This window comes from Flavobacteriales bacterium (genome assembly GCA_020635395.1).
In the GTDB taxonomy this organism is placed as follows: Bacteria; Bacteroidota; Bacteroidia; order NS11-12g; family UBA9320; genus UBA987.
Genome location: JACJZV010000003.1, coordinates 230013 through 251468, shown reverse-complemented (window position 1 = coordinate 251468; position 21456 = coordinate 230013). Strand labels below are relative to the sequence as shown.

Genomic DNA, 21456 nt, shown 5'->3' with positions numbered 1-21456 from the left:
TGCCGTTTATCGAAAATTTAATAGATTGAAATAGAGTAAGTTGAATATCACATTAAACAAAGTTTTAATTTGTTGTAACTTTAAAAACTATTTGACGTATTACAGTCGAAATTAATGACCACAAAAGAGTATAATACTTGTGTAGAAACACTGTCGGACGGCATCTTCAGATTTGCTTTAAAATATCTGAGAGATGAATTTGAGGCCGAAAATGTGGTTCAAAACACATTTGAAAAACTTTGGGTTAGAAAGGAAAAAGTAGAAATGCAAACAGCAAAAGCCTTTATGTTTAAAATAGCTTACAACAATTGTATTGACTTGCTAAGGGTGGCCGGAAGAACCACAACCATGGAGGATGTGGTGGAAAACAACTACAGTCACACCGAACAATATAGCGACACTTTGGAAATAGTGAATGCCGCTGTGGCCAAATTGCCCGAAAAACAAAAAACGGCTGTTATGCTTCGAGATTATGAAGGATATGACTATAAAACCATTGGTGATATTACAGGAATGACTGAGGCTCAGGTAAAAATAAATATTTTTAGAGCCAGACAATTCTTAAAGTCTTATTTAAAAAGTATGAATTTGGTGCTATGAAAGACGAAAAAAACATAGAATGGAAACTTTTTGAATTGCTCGAAAATGAGTTGAGTGAAGCGGAAGAACTCGAAATTTTGTCGGCTATTGAAGCAGATGAAGAGTTGGCGTGTATGTGGCAGGATATGCAAGCCACCAAACTGACTCCGCCAAATATAGTTTACAACAACAAAGAAAGTCTGCTTAAAAGGGAAACCAAACTGATTGCTTTTGCCGGTTTTGGTTGGATGAAATATGCCGCCGCGGTGGTAATTATGGTTTTGTCATACCCTCTTTGGAAATCATATATTTCGGATAAAGAAACATCTTCGGCTCTTTTGAACTCTGAAACTCCAAATGAAAAGGTTGATGAACAAAAAATTACCCCAATAATTGAAGAAGAAAGTGTGAAAGCAACTGATTTTGAGAGAATTACTCATAACTCTGTACGTCCGAAAAGTATCAAACCAACATTTGAATTAAACCCAACAGAAGAAACAGTGCAGAAAGAAAGTTTTGCAAACGATATGGTAAATTTAAAACCAATTCAATCTGAGTTGAACTTTGTGAGGCACCATCAGAACGCAACAAAACAAACAGCTATTGAAAATTTGGCCATTCAGTTAGCTTTTATTGAGGAAGATGGCTTTGAATTTCAAGGGGTTAGGACTACCTTAAACAACAGCTTTACTTCTGTTTTTAATCACATTAAAGGAATAAAAATAGACGTAGAACCAATAGAAGAAAATAAAAATAAAGCGTGGAATTTTAGTTTTCAAAACAACCAATATACGGTATCTGCTTTGGTTAGTTTGAAACCTTTAAATGATAAATAATTTGATATAAAATTTTGAAAATGAATAGTTTAGTTAAGTTTACGTTGGCAGGTGTTGCGATTTTGACAATGCAAACATCATGGGCTCAGCAGACTGAAGAAAGCGTGATTGATACGAAACACCTAAAAATTACAGTTGTTGGCAAGAATAGTGTTGCTGACACTATTTCTCCAGAATCTAAAAAGAAGGTGATAAAGGTTAATGAGGCAGAAATGAAGGAGAATATGCCGCTTGAAGATACGCTGGTATCAACGGATTTGTTGCCAGACACCATGACAACGGAAGAAAATGGGGATGTTGTTGTGAACAAAGATTGCGATGATAAAACGGAAAAAGTGGTTACTCATGGTTTAACCCTCGAACTTGGTTTTAATCAAATGCTTAACAGAGCCGGAAATTTTGATATGCCCGAAGCGTATAAGGATTTGGCCTTGGAAAATACATCCGGAAATTTGAATATTGGCTTTGTACAACAAGGTGTAAACATTGTGAAGGGCAAGCTGCGATTGGTTTATGGACTTGGTTTGGAGTTAAACCACTATCGGTTTAGAAAAGGGGTTACAATAAACAGAGAATCCAGCCCAATGACCTTTGAGATAAACAATAACATTGATTATAGAACCAATAAGTTGGTAAGCAAATATGCCACTGTGCCGCTTATGTTGCATTTTAAAAGCAATCCTTGCGATGAAAAAAAATCCTTTACAATTGCCGCCGGAGCTCAGTTTGGGTACTTAATTGGCTCAAAACAAAAGCAAAAATGGGGGAGTGGTGGCGACAAAGAAAAATACAACATAAAAGGCGATTACGGCTTTAGTGATTTTCGCACTGGCTATGTCGTTCAGCTGGGATACGGAGACTTTATTTTATATGGTAAATATTATCAAACCCCTATTTTCAAGGAAGGTAGAGGTCCTGAAATGAACACTGTGGCTGTCGGACTTGTTATCGTTCCATTTTAAAAGAGCATATTCTTTATTTCGTTTTCAAAGGCTTTTTTGCAATGCAGAAAAGCCTTTTTGTTTTTTTAAAAGCGTAATCTTGCACCATGAATTTGTTATTGTTGAGCAACTCTACCAATTATGGGGAGCCTTATTTGAATCATGCAAAAACCATAATCGACCAATTCGTTCAAGGGAATAAAAAAATTCTTTTTGTACCTTATGCCGGAGTCACCATTTCGTATGACGAATATACCCAAAAGGTACGGACGACATTGGCTGAATTTGGAATTGAAGTAGTCGGTATTCACACGCTGGAAAACAAAGTAGAAGCCATTCAAAATGCCGATGTTATTGCCGTTGGTGGCGGCAATACCTTTCGCCTATTGCAAATGCTGTATGATTTGGAGTTGATAGAACCAATTAAAAAGGCAGTGAAACATGGAGCTATCTACATTGGGTGGAGTGCCGGCTCAAACATTGCCGGAAAAACCATTTGCACCACCAACGATATGCCTATTGTAGAGCCAAAATCGTTCAATGCCTTAAACCTTATTCCATTTCAAATAAACCCACACTACAGTGAAAAAACAATTCCAAATCATGGAGGTGAAAGCCGAATGGATAGACTCAAAGAGTTTATTTTATTGAGCAAAACAGAGGTTATTTGTTTACCCGAAGGAAGTTATTTAGAAATGAATAACATTGGTTTGAGCTATGTGGGAAATGAAGACATGAAGATTTACCAGCATCCAAACAATATTAAGACATTTAACGAAAAGCAGGCCAACCAATATTTAATGGAGATGCAAAAAAATACGCTAATCTGAGATAAGTTTTGTTAGTTTCGATTATAATTGCACCATACATTAAAAATTAGTTAGATATGAAACTATTGAAATACATTTTTGGAGCATTTATCGCGGCTCCTTTATTTTTTGTTGGAACCGGAAGTCTATTAACGGGTTGTGGTCCAGAAACTATTGTTGATCCAATAGATACACCTCCAACCCCAGTAGTTAAAGACACTGCTGGATTTGGATTTACTGTGAGTTTTAAAGATTATCAGGTACTTATTGATAAATCTCAAACAATTTGTTACTATGATAAAGTTTCTGATATTACCACTATTAATGGAATTGGTTATTCCACTAAAGACAAATTGGGAGCTACGATTACAAGCAAAGCCGAAATATTGATTGAGTTTCCTGGTAAATCTATAGCTAATTTTGATCAAAATTCTGCAAATTTTAAGTTGGAAATTGCAACTGGTGAAAATGCTACTAGAATTGAGTCGAAAAACGATGGTACCGGAGCTGTGGACCTCAAGGTGACAAAATACGGTGAGGTAGGTCAAAAGGTAGAGGGGACTTTTACGGCTACCTTAAAATCTGGGATTAATCAACGCTCTTTTACGAAAGGACATTTTTCTATTGAGCGAAATGCAGATCAATAAGGGGTAAACTATTTCTTTCATAAAAGCTCAATTCAATAGAATTGAGCTTTTTTTATGCAAATGGTTTGCGATGCTATATTTTTGCCACACATTTAAAACTTAATTTTTTATGGGTCTATTAACGGATAAAATTGCTTTAATAACAGGTGCTACCCGAGGCATTGGGCTTGGCATTGCCACCCAGTTTGCAAAGCAGGGAGCCAATATTGCCTTTACCTATGCAAGTTCGGTAGAAAGAGCAAAACAAATTGAGGATGATTTGTCGTCAAAATTTGGTGTAAAGGTAAAAGGTTATCAAAGCAATGCAGCCTCGTTGGCCGCTTCCGAAGAGTTGGTTAATGCAGTGTTGGCCGATTTTGGAAACATTGATATTTTGATTAACAATGCCGGAATTACAAGAGATACGCTGCTAATGCGAATGAGCGAAGAACAGTGGGACGAGGTAATGGAGGTAAACCTTAAATCCGTTTTTAACCTTACCAAAGCTTGTCTGCGAACATTCCTTAAAAATAAAAAAGGCTCTATCATCAACATGTCTTCAGTGGTGGGTGTTAATGGAAATGCCGGTCAGGCTAATTATGCTGCCTCAAAGGCCGGAATAATTGGTTTTTCCAAATCAGTTGCCAAAGAGTTGGGCAGCCGAAATATACGATGCAACGTAATAGCTCCGGGTTTCATAGAAACAGAAATGACAGGTGCTTTGGATGAAAATGTCGTAAAATCGTGGGTAGAAACCATACCACTAAAACGTGGTGGAACTCCCGAAGATGTGGCCAATGCCTGTGTTTTTCTTGCCTCAGATATGTCGGCCTACATTACCGGACAAACTTTGCACGTATGTGGCGGAATGCTTACCTGATAAATAACACATGGCTTTAGATCAGGTTGATGTAGATGAACAGGAAAAGCAAATGTCTTTTCTTGACCACCTCGAAGAGTTGAGGTGGCACATCATTCGTTCGGTAGTCGTTATTTTAATCTTGTCCATTGTGGCAATGATTAACTACAAAGTTATTTTTGATGAAATAATCTTTGGAATCTTACAACCTGATTTTCCGCTTTACACCTGGTTTTGCAAGCTGTCCTACTACCTCTATGATAGCGATAAAATTTGCATGCAAACTCCTTCCATAAAAATCCAAAATATTAGTGTAAGCGGCACATTTACCTATTTTATGACAGTGGGTTTTGTAGCGGGCTTTGTGGCCGGAATACCCTATGTGCTCTGGGAGTTTTGGCGATTTTTGAAACCTGCTTTAAAACCCGCAGAACAGAAAAAAACAACTGGAGTGGTTTTAACCACTTCTTTTCTGTTTTTGCTGGGTGTGGCTTTTGGTTATTATGTTTTAACACCACTCAGCATCAATTTTTTTATCAATTTTCAGCCCTCCCAGTTTATTACCAACGAATGGACCTTGGCCTCATACACCTCAATTGTTACCACACTTCCGCTTGCTTCAGGATTGGTGTTTGAGCTACCTTTAATCATTTATTTTTTGGCCAAATTGGGCTTAATTTCGTCTGAAGTATTAAAAAAATATCGCCGGCATGCATTTTTAGTCATACTCATTTTGTGTGCCATCATTACCCCACCAGATGTTGCCAGCCAAATTTTAATGACTATTCCGGTATATATGCTTTTTGAAATTGGAATATCACTTGCCCAACGAGTTGAAAAACAAAGAATTAGAGAAAATGAAATATAAAATTGCAATTGGAAACGACCATGCCGGAACTGAATATAAGTTTATGCTTATTGAAAAATTTGGCAATAAAATAGACTTCATAAATTTTGGCACCGATTCTTCACAATCTGTTGATTACCCTGATTTTGTGCACCCCGTGGCCGAGGCTGTAGAAAGTGGTAAATGTCATTTGGGCGTTTTGATTTGTGGTAGTGGAAATGGCGTGTGCATGACGGCCAACAAACATCAAAAAATAAGAGCCGCTCTTTGCTGGACTAAAGAATTAGGCGAACTTGCCCGACAACATAACGATGCAAATGTGGTGTGCATTCCTGCCCGTTTTATTGACTTTGATACAGCCACGGAGATTGTCCGTGCATTTATCGAAACCGATTTTGAAGGTGGGCGACATCAAAATCGAGTAAACAAAATTTCCTGTTCCTAAACCAAAATTGCCCTTTTGCTTTGAATTTTAGATTCCTTTTCAAATTCATCGCTCACTGGCTTTTTATATTTTTATTGGCCAGAGCTTTTTTTTTGGCTATAAATATGTCCGAACTAAAGGATTTACTGCAGTTGCCCTATGCCGCGTGGCATGGCCTTCGGTTAGATTTGTCCTTTATTGGCTATTTGCTCATAGTGCCTGTGCTGCTTTCTTTTTTTCAGCCTTCAAAGCATGTTTGGGTAAGCAAATTTTTGAAGATTTACCATATCATTTTATTTATTCTGGTGGGCATTATTGCCGCAACCGATCCTTTTTTCTTTCATTACTGGGGGCAAAAGTGCAATCTTTCCTTCACGCAGTTTTTAGGAAACGACAATGCCGGATTTTATTCAGTTCGTTGGAGCCACTATTTGGCGGCAACTGCTTTTTTGGCAACCTTATTTCTGCTTTTTTATAAAAAATGGATGCCTCTGCCAACCTTTCAAATGGATAATGCAAAATGGACGACCATTTTATTGTTTCCAATCATTTTTTTGATGATAAGAAGCAGCTTTGATAAAGCTCCAATTGGTATAACAAGTGCCTATTATTCTGCTAATCCCATGTATAACAGTGCGGCTATCAATGCATCTTGGAGTTTTATTGCCATTGAATCTGAAAGCAAAAAAAATAAACCCATAAAGTTTATGAGTGATGAAGAAGCTCAAGAAGTTTTAGCCAAAATGGAATATAGAAATACCGGATTAGACACGCTGCTGAAGCACGATGAGATTGAAAATGTTTTACTGATTGTTTTGGAAAGTTTTGCGGCATTTAACAGCGGATTTTTGTCTGGCAACGAAAAAACATATACGCCAAATCTCGACAACTTAATGCAAAGGTCTGTATGCTTTACCAATTGTTATTCTTCCAGTTTTCGGTCGGATAAAGGGCTGATGGCTTTGGTAACCGGAACACCTTCGTTGGCAAGACAAACACTGACCAATTTTGCCGATATTATTGCCCAAAAGGATAATATTTTTAAAGTGTTTCAAGGTTTTGAGAAACGGTTTTATTATGGTGGCAATTTGGAATTTGCCAATATGAAATCTCTTTTTATGCAATGTGATAAAATAGTGAGCGAAGATGATTTTGACAGCAAAAATAAAACGGCATGGGGCATTCATGATGAAATTGTGTTTGAACGTTTTTTTGATGATTTTGATAAAACTGAGAAAAAGCAGTTTTTAATGATGTTTTCGCTCAGTAGCCACGAACCTTTTGATGTGCCAAACTATAAAAAGTATTCAGATTTGTATGAAAACAGCATTGCATATACCGATAGTTGTTTGGGCGTTTTTATTTCTAAACTCGAAAAATCGAGAGAATGGAAAAATACCTTATTGATTGTTACCGCCGACCACGGCAGAACCAAAGATTCTCGCACAAACAATTATGACAAAGTTAATTTTAAAATTCCATTGTTAATTTCGGGTGGAGTTATAAAAAATCATGCTGTTATTGAGGATATTGTAAGCCAGACTGAAGTTTTTGGGTTTGTTCAAAAAATTGGCGATAACGAAAAAGTGGACAATAAATCGAATCTTTTTCAGTCTTCAAACCGAGCATTTTACAGCTATTTTGATGGTATTTGTGAGGTAACGCCAGATTGTCATCAATGCTATGATTTAATAAGCAAGAAATATTCTTCAAGCGGCTGTAGCCCTTTATTTATGCAGGCCTATTATCAAAATAAACTGCAACAATTTTTTAAGCGATAGTCAAAACTCAATCTGCCAGTTTGCCGATAGCCACAAATTTTTCAAATACAGATGCTGAGTGAGGTGCATCAATTAATTCATCGGTCAAATCTTGCCCAGCCCAGTGTTCATAATGTTTTCCAGTAAACCAAAGCCTACTTTTGGAAACATCATACACCAATCCTTTATAGGCTACCCATACTTCGGGTTTGTCGGTACCGTTTCTTAAAGAAAGCTGCCGTTTTGAGATATTTTTAAGCATTCATGCAAATTTCGGATAAAATAGTGGGTTAAATTCGCAGACCTATAAAAATGAAATTAAGGCTGTTTTTCATCTTCGTTATCCTCTACGTTATTGCCGCATTTGGCTGGCTGGCTTTTTCGTTGATTGATTCGAGTAATGCCATCTACAAAACCAATCGGGAGCTTTTGGAAGCCGGAAAATATGCTTGTATTCTCAATGTCATTCAAAAAGGTAAAAACAATGAATTTATATCTGCAGATACCCAAACCATATATCTTCAAGAAATTGAAATGGAGGCAGACTCCAATCGAATAAGAGAATTTTTAAGATATTATAATTCAGGAACATATAAGCCAATTTTTACGTTTAAAGAAGGAAAAATAAACTTGGGTATTGATATTTCTAAAACCGTTTTGAACCGATTGGAGATAGAACGGGTGCGAAAAGTTAGATTACACATTTTTCAGGCCGTCTTGTTGTCTTTGTTGGTTGGCATCGGAGTTTATGGCGTTTATTATTCGGTCCAGATTATTTATAGACTAAACAAACAACAAAATAACTTTTTGCTCTCCGTAACCCACGAACTCAAAACCCCGATAGCCGCCATGAAACTACTGCTGCAAACCATCAGAGTGCGGGAGTTGCCCAGAGAAAAACAAAACGAATTGATTGATAAAGCGGTGGCCAACAGCGATAGGTTGAATGAATTGACCGAAAATATGCTAACGGCCATGCAAATAGAAAATGACAAATACAACTATGGTAAAGAACCATTTTCGGTAACCGAAATGATTGAAAAATTGGTGGAAAGTTATTCGCTTCGAGCAGAAATAGAGGCTCAAATAGAAGAAGGAATTGAAATGGAGGGAGATCGGTTTGTTATCAGAATTTCATTGAATAATTTACTTGAAAACGCCATAAAATATGGAAAGGATAACCCAATTTTTGTTGGGTTGACGTTCAAAAAAAATAAAGCCATAATTGAAATAAAAGACCACGGAATTGGAATTCCGGAAGCCGAGAAGAAAAAAATATTCAAAAAATTTTATAGGGTCGAGGACGAAGAAACTCGCGACACCAAGGGAACAGGTTTGGGGTTGTTTATTGTTAAAGAAACCATAGAGAAGCACAAAGGAAGCATTGTGGTTTCCGACAATCATCCCAAAGGAACAATTTTTACAATTGTGGTTCCCGCAAAAAAAATGAGTAGTCCATGACAATAGAGATTTAAAATCATCCCATTTTTGAGATGACAAATGACATAGTTTCGGTCAATACTTTTTTTGCTTTAAAAAAGTTAATAAATATTGATTGACTCACACAATTAATTGATGCCCTTTATGAAGAAACGTATTTTATTGGTAGAAGACGAAAAGCATTTAGCTGAAACCCTAAAATTGAATTTAGAACTCGAAGACTACCATCCGGTGGTGGTTTATGATGGTCTTACGGCTGTTTCAAAATTTAAGGAGCAACGATTTGATTTGGTTATTCTTGACATTATGATTCCGAATATAGACGGCATAGCTGTTTGCGAAAATATTCGTTTGCACGACTCACAAGTACCGGTAATGTTTCTTTCAGCTAAAAATACTGCCGAAGATAGGGTTTTAGGACTAAAAAAGGGCGGGGATGACTATATGGTAAAACCCTTCAATTTAGAAGAATTTTTATTAAGGGTAAAACGATTGTTAGAAAGAAATGATGCCAACTCAACTGGTGTCACACATTCAGAATATTCATTTGGAGACAATTATGTCAATTTTGTAAGCTACGAAGCCAAAGGAGTTGGTGGTTCGTTTTCGCTGACAAAAAAGGAAACGCTACTTCTAAAACTCTTAATTGAACACAAAAATGAAGTGGTAAGTCGCGAAAAAATTCTTCAAACCGTTTGGGGATATTCGGTTTATCCATCCACCCGAACCATCGATAATTTTATTTTGGCCTTTAGAAAATACTTTGAAAGAGACCCCAAAAATCCGGAGTTTTTCAAATCGTTGCGAGGCGTAGGGTACAAGTTTACAGAAGCTTAGCACACTAAAAGCATTCAATTTTTTCACAACCAATTTTCATATTTTTATCCAATTAGCTTATTGGATTGAATGTTTATATTATATGTGATAATGTTCAATCTTCACTTTTATAAAAGTTTACTTTTGTGCTTGATTTTTTTGCATGGAAGAAAAACTGATAATTCTTGATTTTGGGTCGCAATACACACAGTTAATTGCTCGTAGGGTTCGCGAATTGAATGTTTATTGCGAAATCCATCCGTTTAATGCAGATGTAAAACTGGATGAATCCGTTAAGGGTATTATACTTTCTGGAAGTCCATGCTCGGTAAGAGATGAAAATGCTCCACAGCCTGCGTTGGATGTAGTCAATCTGGCGGTTCCGTTGCTCGGTGTTTGTTATGGTGCACAATGGTTGGCCACCAAGTTTGGTGGAAATGTGGAGGCCTCAAAACACAGAGAATACGGAAGGTCAAATTTGGTTTCGGTGCAAAAAAATGCTCTGTTTCAAAACATCAGTCCGGGTTCGCAAGTGTGGATGTCGCATGGCGATACCATAACCAAAAAACCCGAAAACACTCAAATTATTGCTGGTACCGAAACAGTTGAGATAGCCGCTTTTCAAATAGAGAATAAAGATATTTATGCCATTCAGTTTCATCCAGAAGTAACACATTCTACGGATGGAAAAACACTATTATCCAATTTTGTACATGGTATTTGTGGGTGTGCTTCTGAATGGACTCCAGCACACTATGTGCAAACGGCAGTTACCGAAATAAAAGAAAAGGTTGGCTCAGACAAAGTCATTTTGGGTCTTAGCGGTGGTGTAGATTCGTCGGTGGCGGCTCTTTTAATTCACAAAGCCATCGGCACACAACTTCATTGCATATTCGTAAACAATGGTTTACTAAGAAAAAATGAATTTGAAAACGTTCTTAAAACCTACGAACAATTAGGTTTAAACGTGCGTGGGGTGGATGCATCCAATCTTTTTTTGAATGAGCTGAGCGGCGTTACTGACCCCGAGACAAAACGAAAAATAATTGGCCGATTGTTTATTGAAGTGTTTGACAGTGAGGCTTCTAAGGTGGAAAATGCAAAATGGTTGGCACAAGGAACCATCTATCCGGATGTGATAGAATCGGTATCGGTAAATGGGCCATCGGCTACCATAAAAAGCCACCATAATGTCGGTGGTTTGCCCGAAAAAATGAACCTAAAGTTATTAGAACCTCTCAATACACTTTTTAAAGATGAAGTCAGAAAAATAGGGGCTGAGCTAAATCTACCACATGAAATTTTGAATAGACATCCTTTTCCGGGTCCTGGTTTAGCCATACGAATTTTGGGCGACATCACTGCCGACAATGTGCGGGTATTGCAGGAAGCAGATGCCATTTTCATTGATTCTTTAAAGGCACATAATTTGTATGACAGTGTTTGGCAGGCCGGAGCAATATTTTTGCCGATACGTTCGGTAGGTGTTATGGGTGATGAAAGAACCTATGAAAATGTAATTTGTTTGAGAGCAGTTACCTCGCTTGATGGCATGACTGCCGACTGGGTTGATTTACCACACCGCTTTTTGGCGGATGTAAGCAACCGAATAATTAACAACATTAAAGGCATAAACAGAGTAGTGTATGATATTAGTTCAAAACCTCCGGCAACAATTGAGTGGGAATAAATTTTTGGCATTTATTGCCGCTTTATTGCTGATTTCGTGCAATGCCTTTAAAACCATTTCTCGGTCTAATGAGAAAGAAGATGTGGTAGTTTCTGAAAATGAAATTCCCGCAAAACAGGAAAAAACATCAACAGAAACCAAAACTCCAGAAACCAAAAAGACCATTGAATCAGAAGCGAAAAAAACAGTAACGATTGATTTTTTTGGAGAAAAATATCAGGTTGAACCGCACAAAACCGAGTTTAACGCTGCATTAATTTTACCTTTTTTTTATCATACAGACGATGCCGCCAACAGGCAGATTTCAACCATTATGGTGCAATATTATCAAGGGTTTAAAATGGCACTCTCGGCATTAGAGCGTGATGGATTGAAATTAAAACTTCACGTTTTTGACAACGAAAACAATGCCGACAAACTGAAAACTATTTTGGCCAATCCCAACATGAAAAACATGGATTTAATTATTGGCCCTATAGGCGAAGAAATGATTACCTCGGTTGCCGATTTCGGTTTAAAAAACAGTATTCCTGTTTTTTCGCCGTTTACCACCATCGAAACACAAAAGATTGCCAACCAAATACTTTATTGCACTACGCCCAATAACGATAATAAAGCTCAGCGATCTGCCGAATATGTAAAGAAAAAGTTTGCAAATAGCCCGGTTGTTATTTTAACAGATGGGAAGGCCATGAACATAGAGTATGAAACAATATTAAAAGCAAAACTTCGCTCTGCCGGCATTAGCAATATTACTTCTACAACATACGGAAAAACATCGTGGGGCAATATGCTTTTGAAAGACAAAAAAACGGTGGTTTTCGTTCTGTCATATACCCCTTCGGTGGTTAATACCACCTTAGGTAGCATTTATCAAACCCGAAGAGATGTAGCTGTTTTTGGTTTTAATGCCTGGTCAGATTTTATGGATAATGATTACAATTTTTGGGATAAAACACATGTGCATTTGGTAGCATCCGATTTTGTAAACGATTCGAGCAATGCTGTTATCAATTTTCGACAAAACTTTAGATTGCAGTACAGGGAAGACCCAGGTGTTTACTCCTATTTGGGATATGATCAAATGAAATTTGCAGGGGAATTTTTAATGGCTTTTGGCAGTCAGTTCCCAACGTTTATTGACGGTAAAGAATTTCGCTATTTGAGTTCTAATTTTAAATATCGGTTTGAAAATGGCTGTAATCAGAATGAAAATGTTTTTATCCTGAAATTTGAAGATTATCAGCTGAAAGCCGCTGAATGAACTACGAAGCCATTTTTCAACGACACGTTGATTTTGCATACGAATGTTTGTGTGAACACCAAAAAGGAAAATCATTTTCCTTTACCATCAATCAATATTTAAAACGGCACAAAAAGTTTGGAAGCCGCGATAGAAAAGTCATCAGGGAGTTGTGTTTTTGTTGGTTTCGTTTGGGTTTTTCATTTCTTTTTCTCGAAAAAAGAGACCAAATTATTTGGGCATATACGCTCCTCAATCAACCCGAAAAAAAATTGGTAAGTGATGCGTTGCTTGAAGAAATAATTCATCTTGAGACTTCCCAAAAATGGCAATTTATTGAGCAACAATTCGATTGGAAACTGGTTGATATTTTCCCTTTTTTTGATTCAATATCTATCCAATTAGACAAAGAAGTTTTTTTTGAGTATGTACTTTCCCAGCCAAAACTCTGGGTTAGAGTAAAAAATAAAAAACAAAAACTACCCACGAAGGCATTGGAGTTAATCGGCAAACAGGATATTAATGCCCCCATAAATTTGAGCTACTCTACAAATTTGAGTGGTTTTGAATCAATTTTAGAAGTTCAGGATTTTAGCTCTCAAACTGTTTTGGCGAAAGCCTTAAATTTTTCATTTTCTACCCTTTGGGATTGTTGTTCAGGGTCGGGTGGTAAATCGTTATTTATCCTCGAAAATAAAGACAATGTTAAGGTATATGCCACCGATATTCGCACCTCTATCTTGCAGAATTTTATGGAGCGAACGGCCAGATTGAAGCATTGCCGCTCCACGTTGGTATGCGACATTTCAGAAGAAAAAAAAGAACTGCTATTTCCAGAAAAAAAAATAGGTAAGAATTTTTTTGATTTTATTGTGGCAGACGTGCCGTGCACAGGTTCGGGTACATGGAATAGGAATCCGGAATTTAAATATTGTTTTTTGGGTGATATTGAGAAATATGCCGAATTGCAGAAAAGAATATTGCGAAATAGTTGGCAATTTTTAAAACCGGGCGGAGTATTGCTTTATTCAACTTGTTCGGTATATGCCATGGAAAATGAAGATATTGTTAATGAGTTTGTAAAACAGCAAAAGTCAGAAATTATAGAAATTGGCTATATAGACGGCAGTCGGCACCAATCAGACAGTATGTTTTATGCTTATGTCAGAAAAATGGAAAAGTAATTTGTCAATACATTTTTTTGTGTAGATTTACCAAAAATTGTTACTATGACATCTAAATTTACTCTTTTATTGAAATCCCTTGTGGCTTTTGTAATCGTTCTAAACCTGAATGCTTGCAAACCTGATGAAGGAACAGACGACAATCAGCCGACAGAATCTATTTCGCAAAGTTTAACAAGTAGCGGAAAGTTCTCAATGTTTATTTCGGCCATTGATAGAGCGGGTTTGAGCGGCAGTTTGTCCAGCACAGCTTCTAACTATACCTTGTTGGCCGTGAGTGATTTGCTGTTGCAAGATAACGGTATTGATTTTACAGCAATGACTGACGATGAAGTAAAATCATTTGTAAAATTGCACCTTATTGCCGGAAAAAAGAATCCATCGGATTTTACAAACAAAGGATACGTTTCGAGCGAAGCAAACGAAGGTTTGAATGGCGAAAAATTGTCTATTTATACCGAAGTTGTAAATGAAACACCATATTTCAACGGACTCGCTTCGTTCAACAAATTTGATGCAACCAATGGCGTAATTTATGAGCTCGAGAAAAACCTTAGACCCTTGACCTTGCTCGAAACCATTCAAACAAACCCGAATTTAAAAAATTATTATTCAGGAATTATTTTGGATGGAGCAATCAAAACACAACTGAGTTTGGAAACCGACAACACGGTGTTTGCTATAAACGAAACGGAATTGGTAGAGTTTTTAAAAACACAAAGTCAGATTACAATGGGTGGCCTATCTGCATCAATGCGAAGAAGCATTTTGAACAATACCATGATTTATGATGAAACAGTAGCATCTTCTGGTTTAACCGGAACAATAACCACAGAAGGTGATGATATGGTGGCTACTAATTCGGGTGGAAGCATAAAAATAAACGGCACCATCGATGTGATTCAGCAAGACATTTATTCCACCAATGGTGTTATTCACATTATCAACGGTGTGATTTTACAATAAGATTTAATCGATTTTAATTTGATAAGGGGACTTTTAAAGTCCCTTTTTTATTTCGTTTTGTTTTGATTTTGGCAGGGAATTAACCACCATTTCAAAACTGTGGTCGATAAGTTCTATTAACATTTTGGTTGATAAATCTTGTTGCATTACCGTGTTCCAATGCTTTTTATTCATGTGATAGCCGGGTGTTATTTGCGGATATTCTTCCCTGAGCAAAATGGCTCTTTCGGGGTCGCATTTCAGGTTGATGCTTTCAAAATGGTCAATGTTAGTAAGTGCAAACATTTTGTCCATCACCTTAAAAACAATAGTGCTTTGATCGAATGGAAAACCTTCGGTGGTAAAGGGTTTTGATAGGCAATATTCTCTGAATTTTTCTAAATCCATTTTTCTAAATTGGTTTATAAATATAAAAATTGGGTCGCTTTGCAAAAAGCACTACATTGCCGTATAGTTTGCTTTGGTCGGTTTTAAATTTATCTGCGACAAACCTCGGGCAGATAATAAAATCAGGTTTTATTCTATCAAACCAATAGTCCATGTTGCTGGGTGGACGGGTCATCTCTTCAAAGTTAAAGGTTCGACCTCTTCTATCAAAATAGACTAGAGCAGTGTTTGGAGCCGAGGCATATAAAGCAAAAATTTTCTTATTTAAGTCAATACCAATTTCGTCTAAAATTTCTGCACCATTTTGCATCCAATCGGTTTGGCTATCAATTGATTTATTTTTCCATACAAATGTATCTGACATCCTAATTTTAAAACTTTGAGCAGACACAACAAAACTGCTAATTAACAAAATCCAGATACCAAGCGTTACGTAGTTTTTATTAATTGAAAATGACTGGGTTTGATAAATCACAAAAGAAATTAAAATGGCTGCCAAAGGCACAAAGGTAGAGATGTAATAATAGTCGTGGTCTATAAACTGTTTGCCCATCATTTTTAAAAAACCGATTAAACCCAATGCAAAAATCCAAAGCAATTTACCCAGAATGGCCGTTTTTTTCTTTTGTTTCATACTAAAACCAAACAGAAAAGTGATGCAAATGATGGCAGCCTGCGACCAAGTAATATACTGCCCAAACCAAAATTTAATGGCTTTCCAAACGCCAATTAAATCAGCTTTATTTTTTACGGGCTGACTGCTCGACATAAAAACGATAGACCAATTGTCTTTGTTGAATTTATGAAAGTAAAAGTAGTCGTAAAGAGCTATAACGGCAGTCAAAGCCACAAAAGTTGCCGTTAGTTTTAGTAGGTCAAAGTGCTTTTTTTGCTCAATTAAGTAGAGTCCATAAGCACCCGTTAAAGCAATAAAGTAAACCCCGCACGAAGTCTTGATTAGAGCGGCAAGTGCGGCCAATAGAATGGAAAAGTACACGTGTTTTGGCGTTCCAGTTTTTTCAAACTTGAGCACAAATGCCAATGAAAAAAGCACCAATGCCAGGCCGGAAGTATCAGGGTTAAAATTAAATCCATAAAAAAATAACACCGGAGAAAAAAGCAATGACATTGCAACTCCGAACTCGGCTAAGAGAGTAAATTGACTTGCAAAAAAAAGGAATCCACCAAACAACAGCAAAAAACTAAAAAGTCTGTAAACCGCGGTAAGTGGGATGTTGGTAAAGTGGCTGAGTCTGCCGGAAAGGTATTGGATAATGGGAAATTCAAGGCCACATCGGCCATCGTCGGTCATCAAATTGTGTGTTCTGGGTTCAAAAAAGTTACCATTGGTTTCATACATTTTTGCCACCGAATATCTATCGGCTTGTGCCCAGTTGTGCAATCCTCTTGGCAAATCAGAAACATACGGTTGATAAATAACCAAAGCGGCAACAAACAAAAGAATGCCAATGATTTTATATAAATGTTGTTTAATAAATTGTTTCAACGAAACTCATTTTTGGGGCAATTTAGGAACTATTTTTCACATTAAAATTTTCATGCAGGAGTAATCAAATTGGCAACAATTTCATTTTGAAAATTTGATTGGCAATTTTAATAACAAAATGTTATCTTTGGGCCATGTATTGTAGCTCGTACAAACGTTTTTCCCTATCCATGATTTCCTTTTTATGCTTTGGTTTGGTGCTGGCCACTAACGCTGATAGTGCGAAGGAAAATCAGTTTTATAACCAAAAGTTGAACTCACTGTTGGTTGGGCAAAACCAGTTGTTTATGGGCAATTCCGGTCAATGGGATGATGGAGTTTTGTTTCAAACCAATGGAAACGGTGCATCAGCATCTTTTTATCAGGATAAAGTTTTGTTTTCACTTCGTAAAGAATTGAACACCACTTATAGCTCTGAAAATCCATTTGAGTTAAAAGGATCTTTTTTGAATTGGGCTTTGATTTTTGATGGTTCGAATACCAGCGAAATCACTCCTTCTGACTTGCAACAAAACAACAAAAATTTTATAGGCTCAAAAAACAATGGTTCTGTCAAACTTTCTGAATACGGCCAATTGCTTTACTCCAACATATACAAAAACACCGATTTAAAATTCTATAGTTCGAAGAATGGGGAACTAAAATATGATTTTATCATAAAACCGGGAGCCTGCCTTGAGGAGATAAAAATGCGGTATGATGGCATACGAAATCTTAAAATATCTGAATCAGGCGAATTGATTTTAGATACCGATTGGGGATTTTTTAAAGAAGATAAACCCTACTCATACCAAATTATTGATGGCCAAAAAATAGAGGTAAATGTTCGGTATGCTGTAAACAATAATACCTGTGGGTTTGAAATAATTGGCAATTACAATCCTGAATATGAATTAATTATCGACCCAATATATGTTGATTGGAGTACGTATTTTTATGGTGAAACCATTGGGTCATTTTGGGGATACAACTATATTTTAGATGTTGACATAGATGATGAAAATTTTGTGTACGTGACGGGAATGTCATGGAATCAAAAATTCGAAAGCCGATTGGGCGGCTGGGACACTACAACTTCCGGCAACTCGTATAGAGCCTTTATAGCAAAAATAACTGCCGATGGCGATAGTTTAGAGTATTTTACTTTTATCGGTCAAGGATATAGCATGAATCTATCTGTGAGTTCCACCCACGAGGCTGTAATATCCGGAATTGCTTGGGGAGCTGGTTTTCCGACAACATCCGGTGCGTATGACGAGGGTGGAAGAACCTGCTCCGGTTGTTGGCAAGGCTTTGTTACAAAATTATCAGACAAAGGTGATTCGTTGATTTATTCGACCTATTTATCAGGAAGAACAAGTAGTTCAACTTGGGATTGGATACGAGGAATGCAGGTAACACCGAACGGAAAGGTCTATCTGGTGGGTAACACCACCTCTCAGGATTTCCCGGTTACTGCGGGGTGCTATCAATCAACTTATGGAGGAGATGCCACCACTACTGGATATTACTATTATGAAAGAGGGGATGGTTTTTTGACTTGTTTGAGTGCTGATGGTTCGTCACTTGTTTTTTCAACATATATAGGCGGAGATGGAAATGATGTGGCCAAAGATGTTTTTGTGGCCGATGGAGGAGAAATATATGTGGTTGGGTCTTCAAGTTCTGGAAATTTCAAAACCACTCCCGGTGCCCCGGTTTTCAATACCTATATAAAGGGGGAGCGAGATGGATTTTTTATAAAATTCAAGCCCAGTGGTAATAGTGTGGAATATTCAAAATTAATGGGTGGAACAGGAGATGAGTCTTTTGAAGGAATTTTTGCAAATGCGGGAGGAGAACCTTACCTCGTTGGTAACTCCAATTCAAGCAATTTTCCGGTATCTAAAAATGCCTATCAAAAAAAGAATGCCGGAGGATATGATATTGTGGTGGTAAAACTTATTAGTGCCGGAACCAACTTTAGGTACAGCACGTATTTAGGTGGCTCAGGCGATGATGGTCATAGCCCATACAGCTATTGGTTCGAATCGGCAAGCATTACAGCCAACGTGAAAGAAGAAGCGATTATAGCAGCAACTTCCAAATCGACCAATTTTCCGTTAACCTCCGATGCTCTGCAAACCTCAAATATTTCGACATTTTCATATACAGGAAAATTAACCATTTCAAAGTTATCGTATGATGCAACAGAACTCAAATACGGAACTTTTTTTGGTGGGAATGGGGGAGAATTTCCCGGGGGCATTAGAGCCAAAAAAGTGGGATGTGTAAGTTTTATTTTGTTTGGCGGAGTTTCATATCAAGGAGGATATCCAACCACTGCGGGTTCATACAGAGATTCTTTGCCAACTTCAGGAAACTATTGGAATGGTTTTGTTACCAAATTTCGCGACACACTTTACACCGAACCTATTGCTTTGGGACTTCAAGATTCTATTGTGGAGTGCGACAAGGTTTTTGAAATCTTTGATGCTCAAAATCAAGGTGCCGACTTTTTGTGGAGTGATGGTACCACAAAACGATATAACATAGTAGAAGATAGCGGGACATTTTGGGTAAGAGCTACTTATGGCTGCGATACCGTACACGACACCATTCACATAGCTCTTGAGCATAGTCCGAAAGTGCCCATTTTTGATAATGATACAACCTACTGTGATGTTTTTCCAACCCTACTTCTCAATGCTAAAAACGATACGATTTACCGTACGTATAAGTGGCAAAATGGTGCAAAAACCCAAACCATTTGGGTGAATACACCCGGAAAGTATTATGTGGACGTGATGACACCCCATTGTGGTACAAAAACGGATACATTAAACCTAAAGTTTCTTAAATCGGCTAATTTGTCGTTTCCCACCGAAACACACGCTTGCGATAGTATTAACCTCATTTTAGATGCCGAAAATGAAAACGTTGAAATGGTTTACAGATGGAACACCGGCGATTCTACCCAAACTATTTCGGTAACTGATACGGGTTTCTACAAAGTAGTTTTATCCAATTATTGTGGAATAGACAGCAGTTTTACCACGGTTAAACTATACACTACTCCAACGGTCTCCTTGCCAAACGATTCGGTGTTTTGTGATTCTATTAAAAACTTTGTGCTAAAGGCCGGAAATAAGCAGAATTTGGAAACAACACGATGGACTGATATTGGCGAAACCTTGCTTTACAGCGATTCGGATTCGTTTATTCCCTCTGCACCGGATTTTTATTTGGTAATGGTTGAAAATAGTTGTGGTGTTGCAAAAGATTCAATCAAACTCAGCACAATATTTACCCCAAATCAGGGAAAATTAGACACCATTTATGCCTGCGATAAAGTGGCTCAAACTCTTAATTTGCCCAATACAAAAGCCAATAATCAAGAAAAATATTCTTGGCTTGGGGGTGTTTCTAACAGTTCCATTTTGAATGTAAACAAAGAAGGATTGTATGTTGGTTACATTCAAAATAAATGTGGGATTGACTCATCCTCATGGAATATTATTTTGAAAAAAACACCAACTGTAAAGCTTCCGACAGATGAAACCTTTTGTGACAAAATGAAGGTGGATTTGAATGTGAAGGATGCCGATGACGAAATGAAATATGAGTGGCAGGATGGAACTACAACACCAACCTTTACGGCCACAAAGGCAGGAACATACCGTGTTGTTTTGTCAAACAGATGCGGAACAGCTTCTGACGAAGTTATCTATAAACTTCTGCAAACTCCGGCAGTAGATTTGGGCGACGACATGGTGTTTTGTGGCTCGTCCAAACTCAAACCGATTACTTATTCGGTTGGATTGCCTAACAACGAAGAGAAATATCTTTGGTCGAGTGGGGGTACTGCAAAAGCTGAACAAATTAGTGCAGAAGGAAATCATTGGGTGCAAATTTCGAACTATTGCGGAACTGCTTCTGATACCATCAATTTTAGAGTTTCTGTGGTTCCCGTCGTTAACTTGGGATCCGACACTATATTGTGTGGAAATTTTGCATTGACTTTAGATGCCGGAAACCCTGGATTGGAATATTTGTGGATGCCTTATGGCGAAACTACTCAAAAAATTGTTGCCAAAGACCAGATTACCTATTCGGTTATAGTCACCAATGCGGATGGCTGCGAGGCTGGCGATGATTATTTTATTAGTGATAAATGTGTGAGTTTTTATCACATACCAACTTCTTTTAGTCCAAACAATGATGGATTGAATGATGAGTTTAAACCCACACTGGTAAATTTCGAAAAGTATAGCTTATCTATTTACAACCGCTGGGGAGAAGAGCTTTTTGCCACCGAAGATGCTAACACTGCTTGGAATGGAAGCTACAACGACAAACCTGTTCCTCCGGGTGTTTACATGTACACCATGCGATTTATCACCACAGAAAACGGCAAGTTTATTAGTGTAAATGGTTTAATTCATGTGGTGAGGTAAGCGGATATATATATTTATATATATTATTACGTTTTTGTGACACATTGAGTGGCATAATATTTTTGCGATACCATTTTTAAGAACTAAATTTGTTCGACAAGTAAAC

Annotated in this window: 19 protein-coding genes; 16 read left to right on the top strand and 3 right to left on the bottom strand. The window is 37.4% G+C overall.

The window, feature by feature from the left end; all coding sequences use genetic code 11:
• Positions 1-114: 114 nt before the first annotated feature.
• The 9 genes from H6607_10470 (at position 115) to H6607_10430 (ending at position 7702) form a co-directional block, all read left to right on the top strand.
• Positions 115-600, top strand: coding sequence for an RNA polymerase sigma factor (locus H6607_10470; GenBank protein MCB9262787.1), 486 nt, complete (start codon positions 115-117; stop codon positions 598-600).
• Entirely contained in the window at positions 597-1415 is an 819-nt protein-coding gene (locus H6607_10465) for a hypothetical protein (GenBank protein MCB9262786.1), read from the top strand. The genes H6607_10470 and H6607_10465 overlap by 4 nt, the downstream gene beginning before the upstream one ends.
• Before the next feature lie 20 nt (positions 1416-1435).
• On the top strand, positions 1436-2377 hold the full coding sequence (locus tag H6607_10460) for a PorT family protein (GenBank protein ID MCB9262785.1): 942 nt from the start codon (positions 1436-1438) through the stop codon (positions 2375-2377).
• An 86-nt stretch (positions 2378-2463) separates the two neighbouring features.
• Positions 2464-3186, top strand: a complete 723-nt coding sequence (gene pepE / locus H6607_10455) for a dipeptidase PepE (GenBank protein ID MCB9262784.1) — start codon at positions 2464-2466, stop codon at positions 3184-3186.
• A 65-nt stretch (positions 3187-3251) separates the two neighbouring features.
• The gene (locus H6607_10450) at positions 3252-3812 is read left to right on the top strand and encodes a hypothetical protein (protein ID MCB9262783.1); all 561 of its coding nucleotides are present in this window, start codon (positions 3252-3254) and stop codon (positions 3810-3812) included.
• A 109-nt stretch (positions 3813-3921) separates the two neighbouring features.
• Positions 3922-4671 (top strand): 3-oxoacyl-[acyl-carrier-protein] reductase, encoded by a 750-nt coding sequence (gene fabG / locus H6607_10445; protein ID MCB9262782.1) that lies wholly within the window; start codon positions 3922-3924, stop codon positions 4669-4671.
• A gap of 10 nt (positions 4672-4681) precedes the next feature.
• Positions 4682-5518, top strand: coding sequence for a twin-arginine translocase subunit TatC (tatC, locus tag H6607_10440; protein MCB9262781.1), 837 nt, complete (start codon positions 4682-4684; stop codon positions 5516-5518).
• Positions 5508-5942: a ribose 5-phosphate isomerase B gene (gene rpiB / locus H6607_10435; protein ID MCB9262780.1), complete on the top strand. Its 435-nt coding sequence runs from the start codon at positions 5508-5510 to the stop codon at positions 5940-5942. Before tatC ends, rpiB begins: the two co-directional genes overlap by 11 nt.
• Positions 5943-6046: 104 nt before the next feature.
• Complete coding sequence (locus tag H6607_10430; GenBank protein ID MCB9262779.1) at positions 6047-7702, top strand: LTA synthase family protein; 1656 nt, start codon at positions 6047-6049, stop codon at positions 7700-7702.
• A gap of 7 nt (positions 7703-7709) precedes the next feature.
• On the opposite strand, the gene H6607_10425 is transcribed toward H6607_10430, so the two are convergent.
• Entirely contained in the window at positions 7710-7943 is a 234-nt protein-coding gene (locus H6607_10425) for a cytochrome b5 (GenBank protein ID MCB9262778.1), read from the bottom strand.
• Positions 7944-7993: 50 nt separating this feature from the next.
• On the opposite strand from H6607_10425, the gene H6607_10420 reads away from it, so the two are divergent.
• The 6 genes from H6607_10420 (at position 7994) to H6607_10395 (ending at position 15020) form a co-directional block, all read left to right on the top strand.
• Positions 7994-9142 (top strand): HAMP domain-containing histidine kinase, encoded by a 1149-nt coding sequence (locus H6607_10420; protein MCB9262777.1) that lies wholly within the window; start codon positions 7994-7996, stop codon positions 9140-9142.
• 114 nt (positions 9143-9256) lie between these two features.
• The gene (locus tag H6607_10415) at positions 9257-9958 is read left to right on the top strand and encodes a response regulator transcription factor (protein MCB9262776.1); all 702 of its coding nucleotides are present in this window, start codon (positions 9257-9259) and stop codon (positions 9956-9958) included.
• Between the two features lie 142 nt (positions 9959-10100).
• A complete protein-coding gene (guaA, locus tag H6607_10410) occupies positions 10101-11627 on the top strand; it encodes a glutamine-hydrolyzing GMP synthase (GenBank protein ID MCB9262775.1) in 1527 nt (508 codons plus the stop codon).
• Positions 11614-12891, top strand: coding sequence for an amino acid ABC transporter substrate-binding protein (locus H6607_10405; GenBank protein ID MCB9262774.1), 1278 nt, complete (start codon positions 11614-11616; stop codon positions 12889-12891). Before guaA ends, H6607_10405 begins: the two co-directional genes overlap by 14 nt.
• Positions 12888-14054 (top strand): hypothetical protein, encoded by a 1167-nt coding sequence (locus H6607_10400; protein MCB9262773.1) that lies wholly within the window; start codon positions 12888-12890, stop codon positions 14052-14054. Before H6607_10405 ends, H6607_10400 begins: the two co-directional genes overlap by 4 nt.
• A 45-nt stretch (positions 14055-14099) precedes the next feature.
• A complete protein-coding gene (locus H6607_10395; protein MCB9262772.1) occupies positions 14100-15020 on the top strand; it encodes a fasciclin domain-containing protein in 921 nt (306 codons plus the stop codon).
• Positions 15021-15053: 33 nt separating this feature from the next.
• Here the strand turns inward: H6607_10395 and H6607_10390 are convergent, their stop codons facing one another.
• Together H6607_10390 and H6607_10385 are read right to left on the bottom strand one after the other, a co-directional pair.
• Positions 15054-15407 (bottom strand): MmcQ/YjbR family DNA-binding protein, encoded by a 354-nt coding sequence (locus H6607_10390; protein MCB9262771.1) that lies wholly within the window; start codon positions 15405-15407, stop codon positions 15054-15056.
• 4 nt (positions 15408-15411) lie between these two features.
• Positions 15412-16914 (bottom strand): glycosyltransferase family 39 protein, encoded by a 1503-nt coding sequence (locus H6607_10385; GenBank protein MCB9262770.1) that lies wholly within the window; start codon positions 16912-16914, stop codon positions 15412-15414.
• 170 nt (positions 16915-17084) lie between these two features.
• Here H6607_10385 and H6607_10380 point away from each other — a divergent pair, with 170 nt between their 5' ends.
• A complete protein-coding gene (locus tag H6607_10380) occupies positions 17085-21350 on the top strand; it encodes a gliding motility-associated C-terminal domain-containing protein (GenBank protein MCB9262769.1) in 4266 nt (1421 codons plus the stop codon).
• The last annotated feature ends 106 nt before the right edge of the window (positions 21351-21456 follow it).